The sequence below is a fragment of the uncultured Lutibacter sp. genome, assembly GCF_947493565.1.
In the GTDB taxonomy this organism is placed as follows: Bacteria; Bacteroidota; Bacteroidia; order Flavobacteriales; family Flavobacteriaceae; genus Lutibacter; species Lutibacter aestuarii.
In genome coordinates this window covers 276,530-297,999 of sequence record NZ_CANLRG010000002.1, presented here as the reverse complement: position 1 = coordinate 297,999, position 21,470 = coordinate 276,530, and the positions used below count along the sequence as shown (strand labels likewise).

Annotated in this window: 19 protein-coding genes; 3 read left to right on the top strand and 16 right to left on the bottom strand. The window is 30.3% G+C overall.

Features of this window, described 5'->3' with window-relative positions:
• From phoU to Q0714_RS03165, 6 genes are all read right to left on the bottom strand, one after another.
• Window positions 1–666 (bottom strand): phosphate signaling complex protein PhoU, encoded by a 666-nt coding sequence (gene phoU / locus Q0714_RS03190; protein WP_298262862.1) that lies wholly within the window; start codon window positions 664–666, stop codon window positions 1–3.
• Between the two features lie 12 nt (window positions 667–678).
• Window positions 679–1,494, bottom strand: a complete 816-nt coding sequence (gene pstB / locus Q0714_RS03185; RefSeq protein WP_363317269.1) for a phosphate ABC transporter ATP-binding protein PstB — start codon at window positions 1,492–1,494, stop codon at window positions 679–681.
• The gene (gene pstA, locus Q0714_RS03180) at window positions 1,494–2,348 is read right to left on the bottom strand and encodes a phosphate ABC transporter permease PstA (RefSeq protein ID WP_298262861.1); all 855 of its coding nucleotides are present in this window, start codon (window positions 2,346–2,348) and stop codon (window positions 1,494–1,496) included. The genes pstB and pstA overlap by 1 nt, the downstream gene beginning before the upstream one ends.
• Window positions 2,341–3,219 (bottom strand): phosphate ABC transporter permease subunit PstC, encoded by an 879-nt coding sequence (gene pstC / locus Q0714_RS03175; protein WP_298262860.1) that lies wholly within the window; start codon window positions 3,217–3,219, stop codon window positions 2,341–2,343. The genes pstA and pstC overlap by 8 nt, the downstream gene beginning before the upstream one ends.
• Window positions 3,220–3,289: 70 nt before the next feature.
• Complete coding sequence (locus Q0714_RS03170) at window positions 3,290–4,246, bottom strand: PstS family phosphate ABC transporter substrate-binding protein (RefSeq protein WP_298262859.1); 957 nt, start codon at window positions 4,244–4,246, stop codon at window positions 3,290–3,292.
• A gap of 130 nt (window positions 4,247–4,376) precedes the next feature.
• Window positions 4,377–5,579: a porin gene (locus Q0714_RS03165; protein ID WP_298262858.1), complete on the bottom strand. Its 1,203-nt coding sequence runs from the start codon at window positions 5,577–5,579 to the stop codon at window positions 4,377–4,379.
• Window positions 5,580–6,073: 494 nt separating this feature from the next.
• Here Q0714_RS03165 and Q0714_RS03160 point away from each other — a divergent pair, with 494 nt between their 5' ends.
• Window positions 6,074–6,421 (top strand): membrane-binding protein, encoded by a 348-nt coding sequence (locus tag Q0714_RS03160; RefSeq protein WP_298262857.1) that lies wholly within the window; start codon window positions 6,074–6,076, stop codon window positions 6,419–6,421.
• A gap of 81 nt (window positions 6,422–6,502) precedes the next feature.
• On the opposite strand, the gene Q0714_RS03155 is transcribed toward Q0714_RS03160, so the two are convergent.
• The 3 genes from Q0714_RS03155 to Q0714_RS03145 form a co-directional block, all read right to left on the bottom strand.
• Window positions 6,503–8,728 carry a hypothetical protein gene (locus Q0714_RS03155; protein ID WP_298262856.1) on the bottom strand — a complete coding sequence of 742 codons (2,226 nt, stop codon included), beginning with the start codon at window positions 8,726–8,728 and terminating at the stop codon, window positions 6,503–6,505.
• An 89-nt stretch (window positions 8,729–8,817) separates the two neighbouring features.
• Complete coding sequence (locus Q0714_RS03150) at window positions 8,818–11,637, bottom strand: TonB-dependent receptor (protein ID WP_298262855.1); 2,820 nt, start codon at window positions 11,635–11,637, stop codon at window positions 8,818–8,820.
• A 115-nt stretch (window positions 11,638–11,752) separates the two neighbouring features.
• On the bottom strand, window positions 11,753–12,142 hold the full coding sequence (locus tag Q0714_RS03145; protein ID WP_298262854.1) for a carboxypeptidase-like regulatory domain-containing protein: 390 nt from the start codon (window positions 12,140–12,142) through the stop codon (window positions 11,753–11,755).
• Between the two features lie 163 nt (window positions 12,143–12,305).
• On the opposite strand from Q0714_RS03145, the gene Q0714_RS03140 reads away from it, so the two are divergent.
• A complete protein-coding gene (locus tag Q0714_RS03140; RefSeq protein ID WP_298262853.1) occupies window positions 12,306–13,640 on the top strand; it encodes a deoxyguanosinetriphosphate triphosphohydrolase in 1,335 nt (444 codons plus the stop codon).
• 3 nt (window positions 13,641–13,643) lie between these two features.
• On the opposite strand, the gene Q0714_RS03135 is transcribed toward Q0714_RS03140, so the two are convergent.
• The 3 genes from Q0714_RS03135 to Q0714_RS03125 all read right to left on the bottom strand — a co-directional run bounded on the left by Q0714_RS03135 (window position 13,644) and on the right by Q0714_RS03125 (window position 16,578).
• Entirely contained in the window at window positions 13,644–14,786 is a 1,143-nt protein-coding gene (locus tag Q0714_RS03135) for an ATP-binding protein (protein ID WP_298262852.1), read from the bottom strand.
• A gap of 6 nt (window positions 14,787–14,792) precedes the next feature.
• Complete coding sequence (locus Q0714_RS03130; RefSeq protein ID WP_298262851.1) at window positions 14,793–15,548, bottom strand: SDR family NAD(P)-dependent oxidoreductase; 756 nt, start codon at window positions 15,546–15,548, stop codon at window positions 14,793–14,795.
• A 109-nt stretch (window positions 15,549–15,657) separates the two neighbouring features.
• Entirely contained in the window at window positions 15,658–16,578 is a 921-nt protein-coding gene (locus Q0714_RS03125) for a hypothetical protein (RefSeq protein ID WP_298262850.1), read from the bottom strand.
• Window positions 16,579–16,669: 91 nt separating this feature from the next.
• On the opposite strand from Q0714_RS03125, the gene Q0714_RS03120 reads away from it, so the two are divergent.
• Window positions 16,670–17,641, top strand: a complete 972-nt coding sequence (locus Q0714_RS03120) for a Gfo/Idh/MocA family oxidoreductase (RefSeq protein ID WP_298262849.1) — start codon at window positions 16,670–16,672, stop codon at window positions 17,639–17,641.
• Here the strand turns inward: Q0714_RS03120 and Q0714_RS03115 are convergent.
• The 4 genes from Q0714_RS03115 to atpH all read right to left on the bottom strand — a co-directional run bounded on the left by Q0714_RS03115 (window position 17,638) and on the right by atpH (window position 21,466).
• Window positions 17,638–18,126 carry a hypothetical protein gene (locus Q0714_RS03115; RefSeq protein ID WP_298262848.1) on the bottom strand — a complete coding sequence of 163 codons (489 nt, stop codon included), beginning with the start codon at window positions 18,124–18,126 and terminating at the stop codon, window positions 17,638–17,640. The genes Q0714_RS03120 and Q0714_RS03115 overlap by 4 nt on opposite strands.
• A gap of 165 nt (window positions 18,127–18,291) precedes the next feature.
• On the bottom strand, window positions 18,292–19,152 hold the full coding sequence (gene atpG, locus Q0714_RS03110) for an ATP synthase F1 subunit gamma (protein WP_298262847.1): 861 nt from the start codon (window positions 19,150–19,152) through the stop codon (window positions 18,292–18,294).
• 141 nt (window positions 19,153–19,293) lie between these two features.
• Window positions 19,294–20,871, bottom strand: coding sequence for a F0F1 ATP synthase subunit alpha (gene atpA, locus Q0714_RS03105; RefSeq protein WP_298262846.1), 1,578 nt, complete (start codon window positions 20,869–20,871; stop codon window positions 19,294–19,296).
• A gap of 52 nt (window positions 20,872–20,923) precedes the next feature.
• Window positions 20,924–21,466: an ATP synthase F1 subunit delta gene (gene atpH / locus Q0714_RS03100; protein ID WP_298262845.1), complete on the bottom strand. Its 543-nt coding sequence runs from the start codon at window positions 21,464–21,466 to the stop codon at window positions 20,924–20,926.
• Window positions 21,467–21,470: the final 4 nt, after the last annotated feature.

Genomic DNA, 21,470 nt, shown 5'->3' with positions numbered 1-21,470 from the left:
TTACTTTTTCTTTTTGTGTTTTAACACTTCAGCATCAATATAAAAAATAATTTCTTCAGCAATATTTTTTATTAAACCACCAACACGTTCTAATTTTTTTACAACAACAAATAATAATAATGCTTGTTTAATAATTTCATTATCCTTTTTAATTTCTGCCTCTAAAATATCAAATGCTTTGGCATTTATTTTATTTAATGCTTTTCCTTTTTTAAAAACTTTTCTTGAAATTTTAACATCGTTTTCTTCATATGCAACAGTAATATCTTCAAGCATTGAAGTTAAGGTTTCGTACATTTTATCAAAACTTAACGCCTTAAACAAACTTGCAGGTATTTTTTTATCTTCATCAACCACATAATTAGAAATCTCATAAGCTATATCTCCCATTCTTTCTAGGTCTAGGTTAATTTTTCTAATAGCCATGATAAAACGCAAATCTATTGCAACAGGATTGTAAAGTGCTAAAAATTTTTCACAATCACGTTCAATTTTTAAATCAAGTGCATTTACACGAGTTTCGCCATTCATAACTTCTTCGGCTAAATCACTGTCGTGATTCTTTAAAGCTTCTGTGGCTTTTTCCAATTGTGAAGTACACAAATTAAGCATTTCAAGCCCTGTTTGATTTAAAGAGGCTCTTTGTTGTTCAGCATTTATAACCATAATGTATATTTTTTATCCAAAACGTCCAGTAATATAATTCTCTGTTTGTTTTTTTTCTGGATTTGTAAAAATTGTTTTTGTTTTATTGTATTCAATTAATTCTCCAAGGTAGAAAAAAGCCGTATAATCACTTATTCTACTAGCTTGTTGCATGTTATGAGTTACAATAATAATTGTATATTTTTCTTTTAGCTCAAAGATAAGATCTTCAATTTTAGCTGTTGATATGGGGTCTAGGGCTGAAGTTGGTTCATCCATTAAAATTATAGATGGCTCTACTGCTAAGGTTCTAGCAATACATAAACGCTGTTGTTGACCTCCTGATAAAGCTAAGGCAGATTTTTTTAAGTTATCTTTTACTTCGTCCCATAAATCTGCTTGCTTTAAAGCCTTTTCAACTCTTGCTTCTATGAATTTTTTATCTTTTATTCCTTGGATTTTTAAACCATAGGCTACATTTTCGAAAATAGATTTAGGAAATGGGTTTGGTTTTTGAAACACCATTCCAATTTCTTTACGAAGTTCTTCAACATTCACCTTCTTCTTGTATATATTTTTACCATCTATTTTAATTTTACCTTCCATTTTAAAGCCATCAACATAATCATTCATTCTATTAAACAATCGCAAAAACGTAGATTTTCCACAACCTGAAGGACCAATAAAAGCCGTTACACTGTTTGGTTTTATGTTCATATCAATACCTTTAATGGCATTAAAATCATCGTACCAAACTTTTACATTTTTTATATCAATTTTTTGTAAAGATTTAGATTGATTATTATCAACTATATTCTTCACTTCTTTTTTCTCTTTAATTTTTTCCATTATTTCCATTTCTTTTGCCATCTATTTCTAAAATAAACAGCGATACCATTCATTACAAATGTAATAAGTAATAATATAATAATTGCTGCTGCTGCATTTTCAATAAATCCATGTTGTGGTCTTGAAATCCAATTAAATATTTGGATAGGCAATACCGAAAATTCATCCATTGGTGTAGAAGGTGCAAAAGGCACATAAGCCAAAGCTCCAATAACTATTAATGGTGCTGTTTCACCAACTGCTCTTGAAAGTGCTAAAATAACACCTGTTAAAATACCTCCTCCAGAAGCAGGTAATATTTGATGCCAAATAGTTTGCCATTTGGAAGCTCCTAAAGCAAATGAAGCGTCTCTAATAGAGTTTGGAACTGATTTTATAGCTTCTCTAGTTGCTACAATTATAATTGGCAAAATTAATAAAGACAGTGTTAAACTTCCTGTTAAAACACTGGCTCCTAAATTCATAATTCTAGCAAATAATTCGAGTCCTAATAATCCATAAATAATGGATGGTACACCTGCTAAATTTGAAATATTAATTTCTAACAAAGCTGAAAGCCTATTCTTTTTACTATATTCTTCTAAATAAACACCTGCTGCAACTCCAATTGGAAAAGAAATGATTGTTGTTAAAATTAAAATCCAAATGCTTCCCATTAGGGCTGTATATATACCAGATTTTTCAGCTTTTCTAGATGGCAAGTCAGTTATAAACTCCCAATCAATTCTACTTATCCCATCAATAAAAATATCTCCAATAAAAATAATCAATAACACCAATCCTATAAGTGTACAAACTATTCCCCAGATTTTGAACAGTTGATCTTTCAATCTATTTTTTTGAATACTATTCATACTTTTCTTGGTATTTTTTTCTGATTCTGTAACTCAACGTGTTTAACAAAAACGTAAACACAAACAAGGTAATACCTGCAGCAAATATGGTCCTATACTCTATGGAACCATGTTCAACATCACCTAAACTAACCTGAACAATATAAGCGGTTATAGTTTCAACTGGAACAGTAGGATCTAATGTTAAACGAGGTTGCTGACCTGCGGCTACCGCAACAATCATGGTTTCTCCTATGGCTCTAGAAATAGCTAAAATTATAGAAACTATAATTCCTGATGAAGCAGCTGGAACCACTACTTTAAAAGCTGTTTGCAATTTAGTTGCCCCCATTCCATAAGAAGCTTCTCTTAATGCTCTTGGAACTGCATGTAAAGCATCTTCACTAATGGAAGATACAAATGGAATTATCATAATTCCCATAACAACACCTGCAGAAAGTGAGTTAAACCCAGATAGGTTTGGAATAAATTGTTGTAAAAATGGAGTTACTACTATTAAAGCAAAAAAACCATAAACAACTGTTGGAATAGCTGCTAAAAGCTCTAATAAAGGTTTGATTGTTTTTCTGAAACTTTTAGGAGCATATTCACTTAAATAAATACTTATTGATAACCCAATAGGTAACGCAACAGAAATAGCAATTAAAGATGTTAAAAATGTTCCTGAAAGTAATGGTAAAATTCCGTAATGTTTATCTGTAAATAAAGGAGTCCATTGGGTATCCGTAAAAAAATCAAATAAAGAGACTTCTTTAAAAAAACGAACTGCTTCAATTGCAAGAACTGAAATGATACCTACAGTAACTGCAATAGTAATTAAAGCACTTCCTAAAAGTGATTTTTCTATTACTAGTTCTCTAATTTTTCGCATTAAAAAGATAATTTAAAGAATGTGAATCAGGCATTATGGTAATGCCTGATTTATAAATAAAACCAAAAATTTATTGGTTGTTTTCAACAAAATTTTTAAAATTTTCTTTTTGTTGTACGTATAGTTCAGAAGGTAAAGGAATGTATCCTACATCTTTAGATAATTCACCTGAGTTATCAATGTAAAAATTAACAAACTCTACTACCTCTTTCGATTTTACAGAAGTACTATTTACATATACAAATAAAGGTCTAGATAGTGGTTTATAAGTTCCGTTACTTACGGTTTCTAATGTTGGTTTAATCACTTCTTCTCCATTATGAACACCTATCAATGTTAATTTATCTTTGTTCTCAGTGTAATATGCCAATCCAAAAAATCCTAAGGCAAATTTATCTCCTGCAATACCTTGAACCAATACATGATCATCTTCACTAGCTGTAAAGTCACCTCTACTTGAACCACTTTTACCAACAATAGCTTCCGTAAAATAATCGTAGGTACCAGAAGCAACTCCAGGACCAAATAAATGAATTTCTTCATTAGGCCATTCTGGTCTAATTTGATTCCATTTCATAATTACACCCTGAGCGGCAGGTTCCCATATTTTCTTTAGTTCTTCAATAGTAAAACTATCTACCCAATCATTTTCTGGGTTTACTAATACTGCTAAGCCATCATAAGCAACTTCTAATTCTAAGTAATTGATGTTATTTTCTTTACAGGCAGCAATTTCTTTTTCTTTAATTGGGCGAGAAGCATTTGATAGGTTAGTTTCCCCTCTTGAGAATTTTTTAAAACCTCCCCCTGTTCCTGAAACACCTACCGTTACTTTAACATCTGGTTGAACTGCTCTAAATTCTTCGGCTACAGCTTCAGTAATAGGAAACACAGTACTTGAACCATCAACTTTAATAGTTCCTGAAAGTTTTCCTGTAGTTTCTTCTTTGTTTTCTTTTTGTGATTTTTTGTCTCCACAAGCACCTACTATAAATGCTAGTGATAAAATAAATACTAATTTTTTCATTTTTGTCTTTTATTATTTGCTTGCAAATAAATGCACTGAACGTTAATTTTTAGTTAATTTAAAATGATTAAAACAACAATATTTTTTAATTTTAATTATTTGATAATTAGATTTTTAAATATATTTTACTTTAAAAATCTATTTGAAAACGCATTTGAAAAGCGTTAAATTGTCCATCTCCATGGTATTGAGTATTATTTTCTATATTAGAAATCACATAATTGGCCATAATTCGTGTTGCAGGATTTAAATGCCAATTTAAACCAGCAGTAATATTGCCCATCTTATCATTATTCATCCCATCAATTCCAGAATATCGTAATGCAACTTCTAAAGCACCTATTCCATTTTCTCCAAAATTTGATGCAGGTTTTACACGGTCAAATCCATCCATAGAATTTTTATACACTCTTTTTTCTCCTGTTAAAAAATAACTAGCTTGTAGATAATAACTGGTAAAGTTTTCATCGTTTAAAGATGAATTTACATTGGCTGCTGAGTATTCTCCTTGTAATGAAAATGAATTAGCCACCCAAGCTGTTTCAAAATTGAAAAGATGTACATTATCAACACCACTTACATTTGTTTGGATATATTTATTTGAGATGTGAACTTCTGGTCTTACTGAATAACCAAAAGAATGGTTTTCTTGTGGTTTTCTATAACTGTATGAAAGACCTAAATGAAGTAATGAATTTTCTTTATTCAACACGGCACCTGCTATTCTAGATGTTATGGCATAATCACCATTTGCTTCAGGACTGTCTGAAGTTGCTTTATCAGCACCTCTAAACAAGCCTATTTGCCAGGACATTCTTTTATTAGCACTTTCATTAAAAAGCATAAATCCAGAATTTCTTTCAGGAATCATTGAAATTGGTAACGCTCTTTCCATAAATGTAATGTACTTACTACTAGTAAGCGCTTCTAATCTATAAGGTTCTTTAAAATGCCCAACTCGTAAGTTTCCAACAGCAGGCAATTTTTTTAAGGTTATATAGGCATCTTTTAAAGTAACTTCACCACCTGTAAAATCTACTTGAAGTTTAAAGTCAATATTTTTATAAATCGTTCCTGAAGTAAATAAACGTGCTCTACGAAATTCATTTCCGTTTTCAGAAGCTAGTGTGTACCCATTGGTCTCAGCCTTATTATTTAATGAGAAAAAACCAAAATCGTACATTAAACGACCTCCAAATTTCATTTTAATGCTTTTATCAGCATTCTCGATTTTAAATCCATTATCCCATTTAGTAGAGAAAGGATTCTCTTGAGAATTCATAAAAAAGTAGCTAAAAAATAATGCTACCAAAAGAACATTCTTTAATTTCATAATTATTAGTTTTTGTCACTGCAAAGAACCAATACATTTGTTAAATTAACGTTATCAAGTTGTTATTTTTACACTACTTTTTGGTAACCAAAAAAGGCCACTTTTTAAAAGCAGCCTATACATTTCAATAATTGAGTCGACAAAAACTAACAAATTAATATGAAATGATTTTTATTTCTTATTTAAATAACACTCACAAAAATCATTAAATAAACTCTAATTTATGTAACCAAAACATTATTTAAACATTAATATTTTTTAAAAAGTTAAAGGTCATTTATTAGTCATCATCCTATTTACAAAGTATCATTTCATTAATATGCAAATTTTTAAGTCGTAATTAACAATTCGTCAAATTACTGTTTTTCAAGTGATTATGTTTCATTTGAAAAAATTTAATGTAAACTTAATGTTAACTAAACGTAAATTATGTGTAAATTTTTTATTTTTAGTGTAGAATTAAATTTTACATTAACTGAAAATTAAAATAGATTATGAAAACATTTATATACACATTGGTATTATTAGTTGGGTTTACTGCTTTTTCTCAAGAACAAAAAGTTGAATATAAAAAAGTAGCTAACAATTTAGTAAAAGCTACCTATTACTTTTCTGAAAACAATAATTTGGTAGAACGAGAAGGTTATTTTAATGCTGCTGAAAAATTACATGGAACATGGATTAGCTACGATTTGCAAGGAAATAAAAAGGTTATTGCAAATTACAATAATGGAGTTAAAGAAGGTGTTTGGACCTACTTTAAAGAAGATAAAATAAGTGTTGTAACTTACAACCACAATAAAATAACTAATGTTGAAGAAAAAGCACTCGTTATTAATTAGTCCTAAAATTAAATTTCTTTAAAAGAAAAAAGGAGCTGTTTTTAAAATAGCTCCTTTTTTTATACGTAAAAGATTACTTTCTTAATTAAATCTTGCCCATCCTGTAGCCCAGTCTGGAGCCGCTGCTCCATTACCAGCACCAGTTGCAGTACCTTCTGTGTAAAAAGTTTGATTTGCACCTGTATGATCTGTTGCTACAAAGTCTGTAGCTGGACTATCAAATTGTATATTTGTAATTGTTAAATCACCTGCTTCAATCCTAGATACTGCAGGAGCATCACTACTCTTAACTTTAATACCTAAATCAATACCTGTTGTATAAAAATTATCAATTGTAAATTTTCCACCACCTTCTTTATAGTAAAGTGCTCCTTCAGTTACTGGACCAACCACTGTAACATTACTAATTGTAGTAGTTGTTATAGGGTTAACAGATGCTGTTTCATCTTTAAGGTTTGATCCTTCTAAACCTGCTTTGGCTGAACCTGAAACATACCAATATTCACCATTTCCATTCCATCCATCTGCAAAATCAATACCATCATCACCTGCATTTGTAGAAATTAAATATCTACCGTTTACTGTACCTCCAAAAAATTCGATACCATCGTCTTTTCCATTATAAGATTGTACATATTCAACGGTCGTTCCTGAACCAACTCCAAATAAAGACAATCCATTAAATTGTTTATCTGCAGAAAACTCAGCTCCTGTATATTCTAATCTTAAATATTTGATTGACCCTGAGTTATCATCAATAACTGTACCTCCATAAGTTAGGCCTGCTACTTCTGAAGTTACAGAAGCTCCTTTATTAGTAGGTGCTTTTCCACAAACAACCAATCCTCCCCAATCAGCAGGTGCAGGAGAAGTTTCTCCTGAAGTCATAATAACAGGATTGTCAGAAGTTCCTTCTACAAAAATTTGACCACCTTGAGCAACAGCAATATAAGCAGCAGTACCACCTGTAGCTTTAATTACAGTTCCCGCTGGGATTGTTAATTTTCCACCATTTTCAATTTCCAACGAACTAGTTAATAAATAAGTTACCTCTGATTTTAACGATACTTCATTTGAAATTTTACCTTGAAGATTTTCAGTAGTTGCCGCACTATTAGTAAGACCTTTTGTCCAACCTGCAGCCCAATCTGGAGCCGCTGCTCCATTACCAGCACCAGTAGCAATTCCTTCTGTGTAAAAAGTTTGATTTGCACCTGTATAATCTGTTTTAACTAACCCAGAAACAGCTTCAGCAAATTGCATATTTGTTATTGTTAAATCGCCTGCTTCAATTCTTGTTACAGCAGGAATATCAGTACTTTTAACTTTAATCCCTAAATCAACAGCTGAAGTATAAAAATTATCAATTGTAAATTTTCCACCACCTTCTTTATAGTAAAGTGCTCCTTCAGTTACTGGACCAACCACTGTAACGTTACTAATTGTAGTAGTTGTTATAGGGTTAACGGATGCTGTTTCATCTTTAAGGTTTGATCCTTCTAAACCTGCTTTGGCTGAACCTGAAACATACCAATATTCACCATTTCCATTCCATCCATCTGCAAAGTCAATACCATCATCACCTGCATTTGTAGAAATTAAATATCTACCGTTTACTGTACCTCCAAAAAATTCGATACCATCGTCTTTTCCATTGTAAGATTGTACATATTCAACGGTCGTTCCTGAACCAACTCCAAATAAAGACAATCCATTAAATTGTTTATCTGCAGAAAACTCAGCTCCTGTGTATTCAATTCTTAAGTATCTGATTGACCCTGAGTTATCATTATTTTCTGTTCCTCCATAAGTTAGGCCTGCTACTTCTGAAGTTACAGAAGCTCCTTTATTAGTAGGTGCTTTTCCACAAACAACCAATCCTCCCCAATCAGCAGGTGCAGGAGAAGCCTCACCTGAAGTCATAATAACAGGATTGTCAGAAGTTCCTTGAATATTAATTTTACCTCCTTGAGCAACAGCAATATAAGCTGCAGTACCACCTGTAGCTTTAATTACAGTTCCTGCAGGGATGTTAAGTGTAGCACCATCAAGAACAACATAGGCCGCTGTAAGTTGATATTCTAAATTTGGATCTAAATTAACAGTTCCTGTAATTTCACCTTCTAAAGTCGTGTTTACCTCACAAGGTTGACAAGAAGATCCACCACAGTCAATTCCTGTTTCATCTCCATTTTGAATTCCATCTGAACAAGTTGCTAATGTACTTTCATCATCATCATTGCCACAAGAAATTACAACAGCCATTGCGGCTATCATTATCATTAAAGTTAAAAGTTGTTTTTTCATTTTGTTTTATTTATTTATTTTACAAATTAATTGCACTCGTATAATTTAGGTATTGTTTAAAATTTATTTTTGGATTAATTTAATGTAAATTAAAAGTTATAGGATATTGATAATTTAGTACTTATCCCTGCTTTATAAGATGAAACTGTTACATCTTGTGTTTCTTGAAACCTTTTAATTGTTGGGTTTAAAATATTTTTAGCCGTAATACCAATTGTTAAATTTTTATTCATTTGGTATTTTGTAATAAAATCTAAAGAACCAACTCCTTTCTCAACTAAATTTCCTTTTCCTTGAGTACCCAAAGCATAAACTCTGTCTGAAAAATAATTGAATGTAAGTGTTGATAATAAATTTTTATCTGCAGCGTATTCTTTAAAAAAACTAATATCTGCATTTAGTAAAAGATCTGATGCGCCTGTTAATTTATCTTCATCATTTGTAAAAAAAGTACTTAAAGGAAATCCTGCTTCGGTAGTTTCTTTTAAAACTTTTTCATCATCAAGTTTTTGATTGGTATTCATATAGGAAGCATTAAAACCAATAGATAACGTGCTTTTTAAAAAATCATCTCCTTTTTCAATTTCACTTTCAAAAACACCTTTTCGATACTCTAGTTCCGCTCCATAAGCAACTGCATAATCTCCTGAATTAACATAACTTACATCATTAGATGCTGAATTTACAGTAAACTCATTGATAGGATCTTGTATGTATTTTCCAAAAGCACCTAAAGAAATAATTTCATTAGATTTTGGAAACAGCTCCCACTTAAAATCTGCATTATAATCTTTAGAAGCATATAGCGTTGGATTTCCAAATGATGTTTGTGTTATTTCATCGTATAAAAAGGGTGCTCTTTCTTTAAATTGAGGTAGCGTATATGTTTTACTTGCTGCAAATTTTAAATTCTGTTTATCATTTAATTTATATTTTAACGATAACATTGGAAGAATTTCTGTAGTATTAAATTCACTTTCCCCACCTTCAGGGTCTAGCGCTGTACTCCATTTAATAAATTGTGTTATTTCCTCTGCTCTTACACCAGCAACTACAATTAATTTTGGAGAAAATGAATATTCAAAAGAAACAAAAGCTGCGTGGATGTCTTGGTTTCCTTCATAGGTTTGAGGATCTAAAGCAATTGGAACATTTGCACCTCCTCTAAAAGTATTTATTTTAAATAATCCTGCATTAAAATTTTCTTGATTAAAATAGGCATCAAGATTATATACATCTTCTATAGTTGGTTGGTTAATTGGAGTGCCATTGTTATTAATTAAAATATCAAAGTTGAATTGTATAGCTTCAAAATTTATGTTTTTAATTTTTCCACTATAACCAACAGTTACTTTTCCATTAAATTCTTCTTCTTCGTTTTCATCAAACTTATATGTTCCTGAAATATTTGCTGCAAGTTCATCTTCAGTCAATTCATGATAAAACCTATGATTATCTGAGGTACTTAATACGTTTTTAAAAGATTTTGGACCTTCTGGTTCATTTGGGTTATCTGGTGATAGTGTTGTTTGCCTTCTATTTGGAACATCATTTTTAACGGTATTGTAAGAAATTCCCCAATCAGCTTCAAATCGTTCTTTTATTTTATGATTTCCTAAAAGCTGATTTACAAAAAGTGCTGTTTTTTCAAAAGTACTTCGTTGAATCAATCCACCTCCATTAGAAGCATAATCAAACACATCAATTATCCCATCATACTCTTGTTGCTTTTGACTTGAAGTATTGATAAACAAAGTGTTATATTTTAAAGTGGTTCCTTGATTGCTGAATGCAATGTTACCCATTACAGTAGAGTTGGTATTGTACTCATAACTAGTAAAATCAAACTCTTTGGCTGTAAGTCCATAAGGCGATGTGCTTCCTTTTGAAATTCCTTCTCTAAACTTGTAGCCATTGTCAAAACTAGCTACTGTAAAAAAACTTATTTTACTGTCCTCTCCAAATGTATAAGAATCTCCTCCCTTTAAGGATGCACTTATATTAATTGGGCTGTTTACTTTTTCTCGATTCCAACTTGTTGTAAAATTGTAATTACTTAGAGGAAATTTAGGATGGTTTTTGTTATAAAATCCTGAAAAATTTGGACCATCATTTAAATAAAAATTGTTTTGAGAAATTACTTCTATATTTGCTCCTGTACCTATCCCTATTTCTAAAAACCCATTTCCTTTATAATTTTTAGTTGCAATATTTACATTTGCGCCTGCAAAATCTCCATAATTTTTAGTATTGTACGTTTTATCAATGCTTATATATTCTACAATATCTGTTGAAAAAATATCCAGATCAATATTTTTCTTTGAAGGTTTATTTGATGGTAATGGTAATCCATTTAATGTAGTTACATTATAACGATCACCTAAACCTCTTACAAATACACCTCCAGATCCTTCTTGTTTTGAAATCCCTGTAGTTTTGATTAAAGCTGTTGCAACATCACTAACCCCTTTTCTCGATAATTCTTGAGCTCCAATTTTTTGTTCAATTGCTACGGCTTTTTTCTGCTCAGTTAATAAAGCACTTTCCGATTCTTTATTGGCCGTTGCTGTAATTTGAATTTCGCTTAAAGAAACTCCTTCACTTGCACTTAGTATTTGATTAATAATAACTGTTTCTCCAGATTTAACAATTACATTTGATACTTCAACTGTTTTATAACCAATAAAACTAAAAACCAAGGTATAAGTTCCTGGTTCCGCTTGAAAGGTATATGTTCCTTCAAATTCGGTAGTTGTTCCTATTGAAGTTCCTTTAATAAACACATTCGCAAAAGGTAAGGGTTCATTATTAACTTCTTTATCATATACAGTACCTGAAATTGTACCTTTTGTTTGACCTATAATAGTGATAGTTAGTAGTAAAAATATAACGGTAAGTATTTTCTTCATTTTAAGTATTAATTTCTTCTTGCAAAGGAATTGCAACTACGTAAATGAAAAGTTAAACTGTTGTTATATAAAGTTAATAAAAGAGTTAATTTAATGTTAGCAAATTAAGATTAATTTAACCTTTAAAACTATTATTAATTGATGAAATATCGGCTTCTATTTTTAAAGCTTCTAAAACCTGATTGCATTTTACCACTCCACTAGCGGTTACTTTTACATTATCAACTTCAACCGTTTTATACCCTAAAAAACTAAAAATTAAGGTATAATTTCCTGGTTTTAAATTTATTGAAAAAGAGCCATCAAAATCAGTTTCAACTTCAATAGTTGTATTTTTAATTGACACATTTGCAAAAGCTAGTTCGGAAGTTAAATTAGTGTCATATACAACTCCTTCAATAACTCCTTCATTATTAACATCTGATACTAAAGAACTTACATTAAAAGATTGACTGAATAACGAAGTGCTAAAAAATAATACTATATAAATTAAAAATGATTTCATCTCTAGGTTTTTATTTGCTACAAAGCAACAAAACCAATGTTAACTTACAGTTAAATGTAACTTACCCTTTTGTATATTCAATGTTAAATTTATTAAAGAGATCCATTTTAAAAAAGAATAAATTATTAACTATATTGCAACAAAATTTTCAAAAAAATTCAAAATGAATTGGATCCAATTATTATCTCTTAAACGTTTTGGAGATAAACATAAAAGATTGCGTTGCGAACAAGATGAACACAGGCTTGGTTTTGAAGTAGATTATGACCGAATTATTTTTTCGGATTCATTTAGAAGTTTGCAAGACAAAACACAAGTTATTCCGCATTCTAAAACAGATTTTGTTCATACTAGGTTAACACATAGTTTAGAAGTTAGTGTAGTAGCTCGGTCATTAGGAAGAATTGTTGGTGAGCAACTTTTAAAAAAGCACCCAAAACTTGTTAAAGAAGGTTATAAAATGAACGACTTTGGTGCTATTGTTGCAACTGCAGCTTTGGCTCATGATATTGGAAACCCTCCTTTTGGACATAGTGGCGAAAAAGCTATTGGTGAATATTTTAAAAATGGAAAGGGTAAAAAATTTAAAGAATCCCTTACAGACAAACAATGGCAAGATTTAATTGACTTTGAAGGAAATGCTAACGGCTTTAGAATTTTAAATAAAAGTCAAAAAGGAAGTGAAGGAGGACTCCGTTTATCTTATGCTACTTTAGGAGCTTTTACCAAATATCCTAAAGAATCGTTACCAAAAAAACCTTCCAATCATATTGCCGATAAAAAATATGGTGTTTTTCAATCTGAAGTTTCTTTTTTTAATGAAGTTGCACAAGAATTGGGTTTAATTTCTTCTGGTAAAGAAGGAAATATGGCCTATAAAAGACACCCTTTATCGTACTTAGTTGAAGCAGCGGACGATATTTGTTATACTATTATAGATTTTGAGGATGGTATAAATTTAGGTTTAATTGAAGAAGAATTTGCACTTGAATACTTAATTAAATTAGTAAAAGATACTATTGATTCTAATAAATATTACCAATTAGAACATAAAAAAGATAGACTGAGTTATTTACGTGCTTTAGCAATTGGCACCCTCATTAATGAAGCTTCTAAAGTATTTTTAGAAAATGAAGAAGCTATTTTAAAAGGAGAATATCCTTACTCATTACTTGATAAATGTAACTATGAAGCACAAATAAACGATATTATTAAAATTAGTGTTGAAAAAATTTATAAAAGTAGAGAAGTTATTGAAAAAGAGCTAGCAGGCTACAATGTAATTGCAAATTTATTAGATGTTTTTATAACAGCTACAAATAATAATTATGAAAATAATTTAACAAATTATGACAAATTAATCATTGCAATTTTACCTGAAAGTTTACAACAACCTAAAGATACTTTATATTTAAGATTATTAGCAATAAGTGGCTATGTAGCTAGTTTAACCGATGGTTTTGCACTACAGTTGTATCAAAAGTTAAATGGAAAATAACAGTTATTTTTGATAGGTAACTTTTCGTAATACTCGTAAAGCTTCCTTATACTTTATATAACTTGTTTTATCATCTAATTCTTTTAAATATTTTTTAGCTTCTTTTAATTTTAACAATGCATTTGGTATTTTATTTAAAACACAAATTAAATAGTTGGTTGGTAGCTCCTCTAAATCAATTAATTCCGTTTCTGTAAGTGGTAAGTTTTTTTTCAGCTTTAATAAAATGGCATTGCAATTGTTAAATACATGGTACAATTCAGTTTTATTAAATTGAGGAGGTTTAAATAAAAGCTCGGTAACAATGTCGTGTTTTCCATTTTCTTTAAAATGTATCACCGTTTTTTCAAAAGGATAAAAATCAAATTCATCTTGCATTCTTAAAAAAATATACTCGGTAATGATAAATGATTTATGATTGAATTCAATTTTTACTTCGTCTAAAGCCGAATAAAATAAACGAACTTGCTCATTAATTAGCTCAATATCAACTCGTGAGTAAAAAATTTTATCATCTACCTTTTTCTTTTTCCCAGCCCAACACAACACAAATTGTTCATTAAAAACTTTATAGGTTGGATGATATTCTTCTTTATGCCTTTTAAAAAAATCAAAAACACCATCTAAAGTAAGTTGAATATTGTTACTTGCATTAATTTCTATAGCTTCAACTATTTCTTTATTGGTACTTTTTAATTCAAATTTCCCTAATGTTGACATTGAGTTACTTCCTCTTCTAAAAAAAACGGTTCCTCTAACATATTTCCAAATTGGTTTTTTTAATGATGTTATTTTATCATTTGGTTGAATCGTGACCAAGCCCACCACTTTGTACCTTGGAAGTGTTGGAAATGCTATATTTTCATATTGAATTTTGGGAGGATTTTCTAAATACGAATTTATTAAATTTTGAATTTTACTATCATCAAAAAAATCTACACCTTCAATTTTATTGAGTTGATCTTCCACTCCAATTACAATATAAGAATTATTCTCAGGGTTTGAGTTTGATAATGCGCAAACGTGTTTTAAAAACTTTGCTTTTCCTTCTTTGGAGTCTAACGATATTTTTTGCTTTTTATCGTAAAAGCTATTCTCATCGTTATGAGCTAATAAGTTTTTTATTAAAAGACGTTTGTTAATCATATTAAACTATTCTTTATGTAAAATAGTTGCGCTTGCTTGTGCAGTAGGATACACTATTAAATCTTCAATATTTACATGAGCTGGTCTAGTAACAACAAAATAAATAATCTCTGCTATATCTTCAGGTTGCAATGCTTTATATCCTGCATAAACATTTTTTGCTCTTTCAGCATCCCCTTTAAAACGTACCTCAGAAAACTCGGTTTCTACAGCTCCTGGATGTATGGCTGCAACTCTAATGTTATGTTTGTTTAAATCTAATCGCATAGCCTTATTTAAAGCGTTTACAGCGTACTTTGATGCACAATAGACATTTCCATTAGGATACACCTCTTTTCCAGCAATAGAGCCAATATTTATTACAAACCCTTGATTTCTTTCAACCATTTGAGGTAAGATGGCTTTAGATACGTATAACAAACCTTTTACATTGATATCTATCATAGCATCCCAATCATCCATATTTCCATCTTGTAGGGTACTTAAACCATGGGCATTCCCTGCATTATTAATTAAAATATCAATTGTTTTAAATTCTGTAGGTAAAGAGTTAATTGCTTTAAAAATTGCTTCTTTGTCTCTTACATCAAATTGCAAAGTTATAACTTTGGTTAATTTACCTAATTGCTCTTTTAATTCATTAAGTCGATCTTGTCTTCTTCCACATAGAATTAAATTCATATTATTTTTTGCAAAAATTTCTGCAGTTGCTTTTCCAATACCAGAAGTTGCTCCTGTTATAAATGCTGTTTTTGAATTCATTTTTTAATTTTTTTTATGGATATAAAGATACAAAAAAACCGCTCCGGGGAGGAGCGGTCTCATCAATTGGTTATTAAAAATAACCAACCAAAAATCAACTAACCAAACTTTATTTTAAATTTCTTCTAATTTTCGTTTCTCTATATACTTTAGTTCGTTTTCTTTCATCATTCCTTACAGTACCTTTTGACGAACTATTTTTTAAGTATTGAATATAACCTCTTCCTGTAAACTCATAGGTTGTTCCAGAGTCTATGTGGTACAAACTAATCTTTCCATCATTTATAACGCTCAATTCAAACTCTTCATTGCCATAAGAATCATAATCTAATGTTAAAATTTTTAGATTGTCATATCCTTGAACATTTGCAACAGTGTAGCTACCTACATAGTCCCAATAAATATTAGCAACATTCGTGCCAATTTGATCTTGAGATGAATAAAAAGTAGTTATATTTTCTGGTGTAAAACTTAAAAAGTTTTCATTATCAAATTCGTTTAATTCACCTGTATCGCTTACAAATGTTTTTTCCCAAGCATCATACTCTTGTAAAAAGTATTCAATATTATCATAAAATATTTGATCGTAATCAAAATTATATTTTTGATACCCTTCTAAATAATACGTTACGTTGTTGTAATTGTCCACTAATTTTATTCTGTCTCTCGTTATTTGAACCACATCAAAATCGTAATAACCATCTAAATTGTGATCCACTTCTAAATAGCCATTATAGGTGTCGTAGTATCCTATTTGAATACCATAACCATTTCCTGTAGAGCCTATACCTACTAAATTATTATTTGCATATAATTTTCCATTAATAAATGATATGGTAAAAGCTTTCGATAAAAATGGCACATCACCGTTTCCTGTTGTTTTGTTATAATCAATATACCATAAATCAAAATCTGTAACAATTTCTTCTAAAGAAACATAATAATCATCATCGTCATTAATTCTAATACTACAAGAAGTAAAAGTTATACCTAAAACCAGTGTTGCAAAAAGTAATTTTAAAGTCTTCATATTCATTTATTTTTAGGTTATGTTCAAGGAATTTCAAATTCTATGCCAAAAAAATTATATTTACTAATTAATACTAAAAAGCTGCTTTTATATGAATAAAATTAAATGGGGAATTATTGGCTTAGGAAAAATTGCACATAAATTTGCGAATGATTTACTGTTACTTGAAGACATTGAATTAGAAGCTGTTGCTTCAAGAGATATTTCAAAAGCAGCCTCTTTTTCTAAAAAATATTATGCAAATAAACATTATGGATCGTATCTAGAGTTAATCCAAGATAAAAACGTGGAAATTATTTATATTGCCACTCCAAATAACTTACACCAATCCATTACTGTTTTAGCTTTACAACATAAAAAGGCAGTTTTATGTGAAAAACCTTTTGCTATTAATAAAACTCAAGTTCTAAGCATGATTGATGCTTCAAAAGAAAATAACACCTTTTTAATGGAAGCTTTATGGACTCGATTTATGCCTGCAATGGTAGAAATAAAAAAAAGAATTGATACTGGAGAAATTGGTGAGTTAAAATACATTAATGCTGATTTTGCCTTTAAAGCGCCTTTAACCATCCAACGTGTACATGACAAAAGTTTAGGTGGCGGCTCTCTATTAGATATTGGAATTTATCCTATTTTTTTAAGTTATTTTTTATTAGGAAATCCTATTAAAATTATGGCGAGTGCAACGTATTTTGACTCTGGAGTAGATTCACAATTAGCAATGATATTTAATTATAAAAATGCTCAAGCACTACTTTTTAGTAGTTTTAATTCAAGCTCAAAAAGGGTTGCTAAAATTAGTGGTACTTTGGGTGAAATTATTATAAATAATCCTTGGAACGAAACAGTTTGTTTTACTTTAACTAAAGATGAAAAAAAACAAAAATTTGAATATCCAAAATTAGGAAAAGGATATACTCATGAGATTATAGAATGCAATAAATGCTTAAATAATGGTAAAATTGAAAGTAACCTTTGGTCTCATAACCATAGTATTGAATTGATTTCTTTATTAGATTTAGTTAGAAAAGAAATCAATTTAACCTATTTTGAAGACTAATTTTTTGAATACATATAAACCGTTGCTGTTTTTTGTAACGAAGTAATTTTAAAGTAATTGATTTTACCATTTAATGTATAACTAACAACTGCTTCATTTTCGTTTAATTCAAAAGGGATTTTTGACGTTGCTTCAGGTGGCTTATTTCCAAATTCTTTTTTCTCATCTATATCTAAATTATAATCATGTGGTTTTGGCTGTGTTAAAAGACTTGTAAAAACCAATTTTGATTTAAATTCTTCAACTTTAAATTCTGATTTTAATCCTCTAAAAAAAACAGAATCCAAGGTGATTTCTGGATTATCTATGGAAACAGAAATTGTATATCCTTTAGAATTAGGTTTTCCACCAACCCAAGAATTATACGTTGCTGATATAACTTTAAAAGGTGGTTCTTTTTGTAATTTAAGACCTTTAGATGATCCACAAAAAGTAAATAGGAATGATGCTCCTAAAAACATTATAAAGTGTATTATTTTTTTCATAATTATTTACTTATACTACAGTTATATCAAATCATATACCAAACTACAAAAAAAGAGTTTATCAAAAAATGATAAACTCTTTAAATATGCTTTGTTATAATTATCTTTATTTCTAAATATTAAAAGCTTATATACTGTTAAAAATTTGGCTCATAAATAATCCGCCTAATTGTTAAGGGCTTCCGCTCCACCAACAATTTCTAAAATTTCATTGGTAATTGCTGCCTGACGTGCTTTGTTGTACGTTAGTAGTAAATCATCACGCAATTCAGTAGCATTATCCGTTGCTTTGTGCATTGCTGTCATTCGAGCACCATGTTCAGAAGCAAAAGAATCTCTAATTGCTTTATACAATTGTGTTTTTAAAGACTTTGGAATTAATTCTAAAACAATTTCAGCTTTTCCTGGCTCAAAAATATAATCTGTGTTTACATTTACGTTTCCTTTAATAGGCTCAATTGGTAAAAACTGTTCAATTGTTTCTATTTGAGTTGCGGCATTTTTAAATTGGTTATAAACCAATTCAACTTTATCATATTTCCCTTCGGCAAATAAAGTCATAATAGTTTCCGCTATAGCAGCAACGTTATCAAAGGTCAAATCGTCAAAAATTTCATTGTGATTTTCAACAACTGAAAAATCTTTAGATAACAAATCGTTTCCTTTTTTACCTATTGTTAAAAGCTCAACTTGTTTTCCTTTATAATTGTCCTCTACATTTTTCACAGCTGCTTTAATTACCGATGAATTAAAACCACCACACAAACCTCTATTTGATGTAATTACAACCAAAAGTACTTTTGAAACTTCTCTTTGTTCAGAATATACACCTCCAACGTCGCCTTCTAAAGTAGCACTTAAACTTTGTAAAAGTTCAGTTAACTTATTAGCATACGGACGCATTTGGGTAATTGCATCTTGCGCTTTTTTCAACTTTGCAGCCGATACCATTTTCATGGCACTGGTAATTTGCATTGTTGATCCAATGGATGTAATTCTGTTACGTATTTCTTTTAAGTTTGCCATTCTAATTTAATTTGTCATTCCGCATTTGATACGGAATCTTTTTATATGAGCTTCTAATCATGAGATTCCCGTTTTACTCATTGAATCACATTTTAAATTAATGAATTCATAATCTTCGATTTTACGGGAATGACAATAGTTTTAAGCGTATTTTGCTGAAACTTCTTTAGCCGCGCTAGTTAAAGTATCAATAACTTCATCTGTTAATTTACCTGCTTTTAGCGTATCTAATGTTCCTCTATGTTTAGCATTTAAATATTGAATGTAATCAGTTTCAAATTCTTTTACTTTTTCAACAGGTACACTTCTTAACAAGTTTTTTGAACCTGCATAAATAATTGCAATTTGATCTTCAACAGTAAATGGATCTGATTGATTTTGCTTCAAAATTTCCACATTACGTTTTCCTTTTTCAATAACATTCATAGTTGCAGCATCTAAATCGGAACCAAACTTAGCAAACGCTTCTAACTCACGATATTGCGCTTGGTCTAATTTTAATGTTCCTGCTACTTTTTTCATGGATTTGATTTGTGCATTACCACCAACACGAGATACAGAAATACCTACGTTAATAGCAGGACGCACCCCAGAGTTAAATAAATCAGATTCTAAGAAAATTTGTCCGTCAGTAATTGAAATTACGTTGGTTGGAATATATGCAGAAACGTCACCAGCTTGTGTTTCAATAATTGGTAAAGCTGTTAGAGAACCTCCTCCTTTTACTTTGCCTTCTAACGAATTTGGTACATCATTCATTTGAGCAGCAATAGTATCATCATTAATTACTTTTGCAGCACGCTCTAACAATCTTGAATGTAAGTAGAAAACATCTCCTGGATACGCCTCACGTCCTGGTGGACGACGTAATAATAATGAAATTTCACGGTATGCAACTGCTTGTTTAGATAAATCATCATAAACAATTAAAGCTGGACGACCCGTATCTCTAAAATATTCACCAATTGCAGCACCAGCCATTGGAGCATATACTTGCATTGCAGCAGGATCTGATGCATTAGCAGCAACAATTGTTGTATAAGCTAAAGCTCCTTTTTCTTCTAGTAAATTTGCAATACCTGCAACTGTAGAAGCTTTTTGTCCGATTGCTACATAAATACAATAAACTGGTTCACCTGCATCGTAAAATTCTTTTTGGTTGATAATAGTATCAATGGCAACAGTAGATTTACCTGTTTGACGGTCACCAATAATAAGCTCACGTTGTCCTCTACCTACAGGAATCATAGCATCAACTGCCTTTACTCCTGTTTGTAATGGCTCTGTTACAGGTTCACGATAAATTACCCCTGGAGCTTTACGCTCAAGTGGCATTTCAAAAGTTTCACCTTGAATAGCACCTTTACCATCAATAGGAAATCCTAATGTATTTACAACACGTCCAACAATTCCTTCACCAACTTTTAATGAAGCAATTCTTTCAGTACGTTTTACTGTAGCTCCTTCTTTGATTGAAATAGAATGACCTAATAAAACAACTCCTACATTGTCTTCTTCCAAGTTAAGTACAATTCCTTCTAATCCATCTTCAAACTCAACTAACTCACCGTATTGTACGTTTGATAAACCATATACACGTGCAATACCGTCACCTACTTGTAATACTGTTCCTACTTCGTCTAATGAAGCTGATGCTTCAAACCCTGCTAATTGTTGTTTTAAAATCGCTGATACTTCAGCTGGTTTTATTGATGCCATTTTTTATATTTTTTAAAACTAAAATCTATTTAATTTACATTTTGAAAATTGGTTAATTAACCTTTTCAAATTGTCTTTTTAATACTTGTAATTTATTTGTAATACTTGCATCGTATTGAACATCTCCAATACGTAGTATAAATCCGCCAATAATATCTGGATTTACAATATTTTCAATGGTTGCTTCTTTACCAGTAATTTCTTTTACTTTGTCAAGCACCTTATTGTTCAACTCTTCTGTTAAAGGAACTGCTGTTGTAACTTTTGCTACTTCAATACCTTTTAACTCGTCATAAATAACTGTGTACTTTTTTGCTACATCAGTTAAAATAGACAATCTTTTATTTTCAACTAAAAGATCTATTAAGCCAATAGTTAAACCAGATACTTTTGAAGAAAAAACTTCTTTTAAGGTTGATTTTTTTTCTTCCGATTTTAACACTGGACTGCTTAAAATCAGTTGTAAATCTTTACTTTCTTCAATTGTATTTGCCATTAACAACATGTCGTTATTCACTTCAACCTCTTTTGATTGTTCAAGTGCAAAACTTAATATTGCTTTTGCATATCTTACTGCTGCTCTAGATCCGCTCATTATG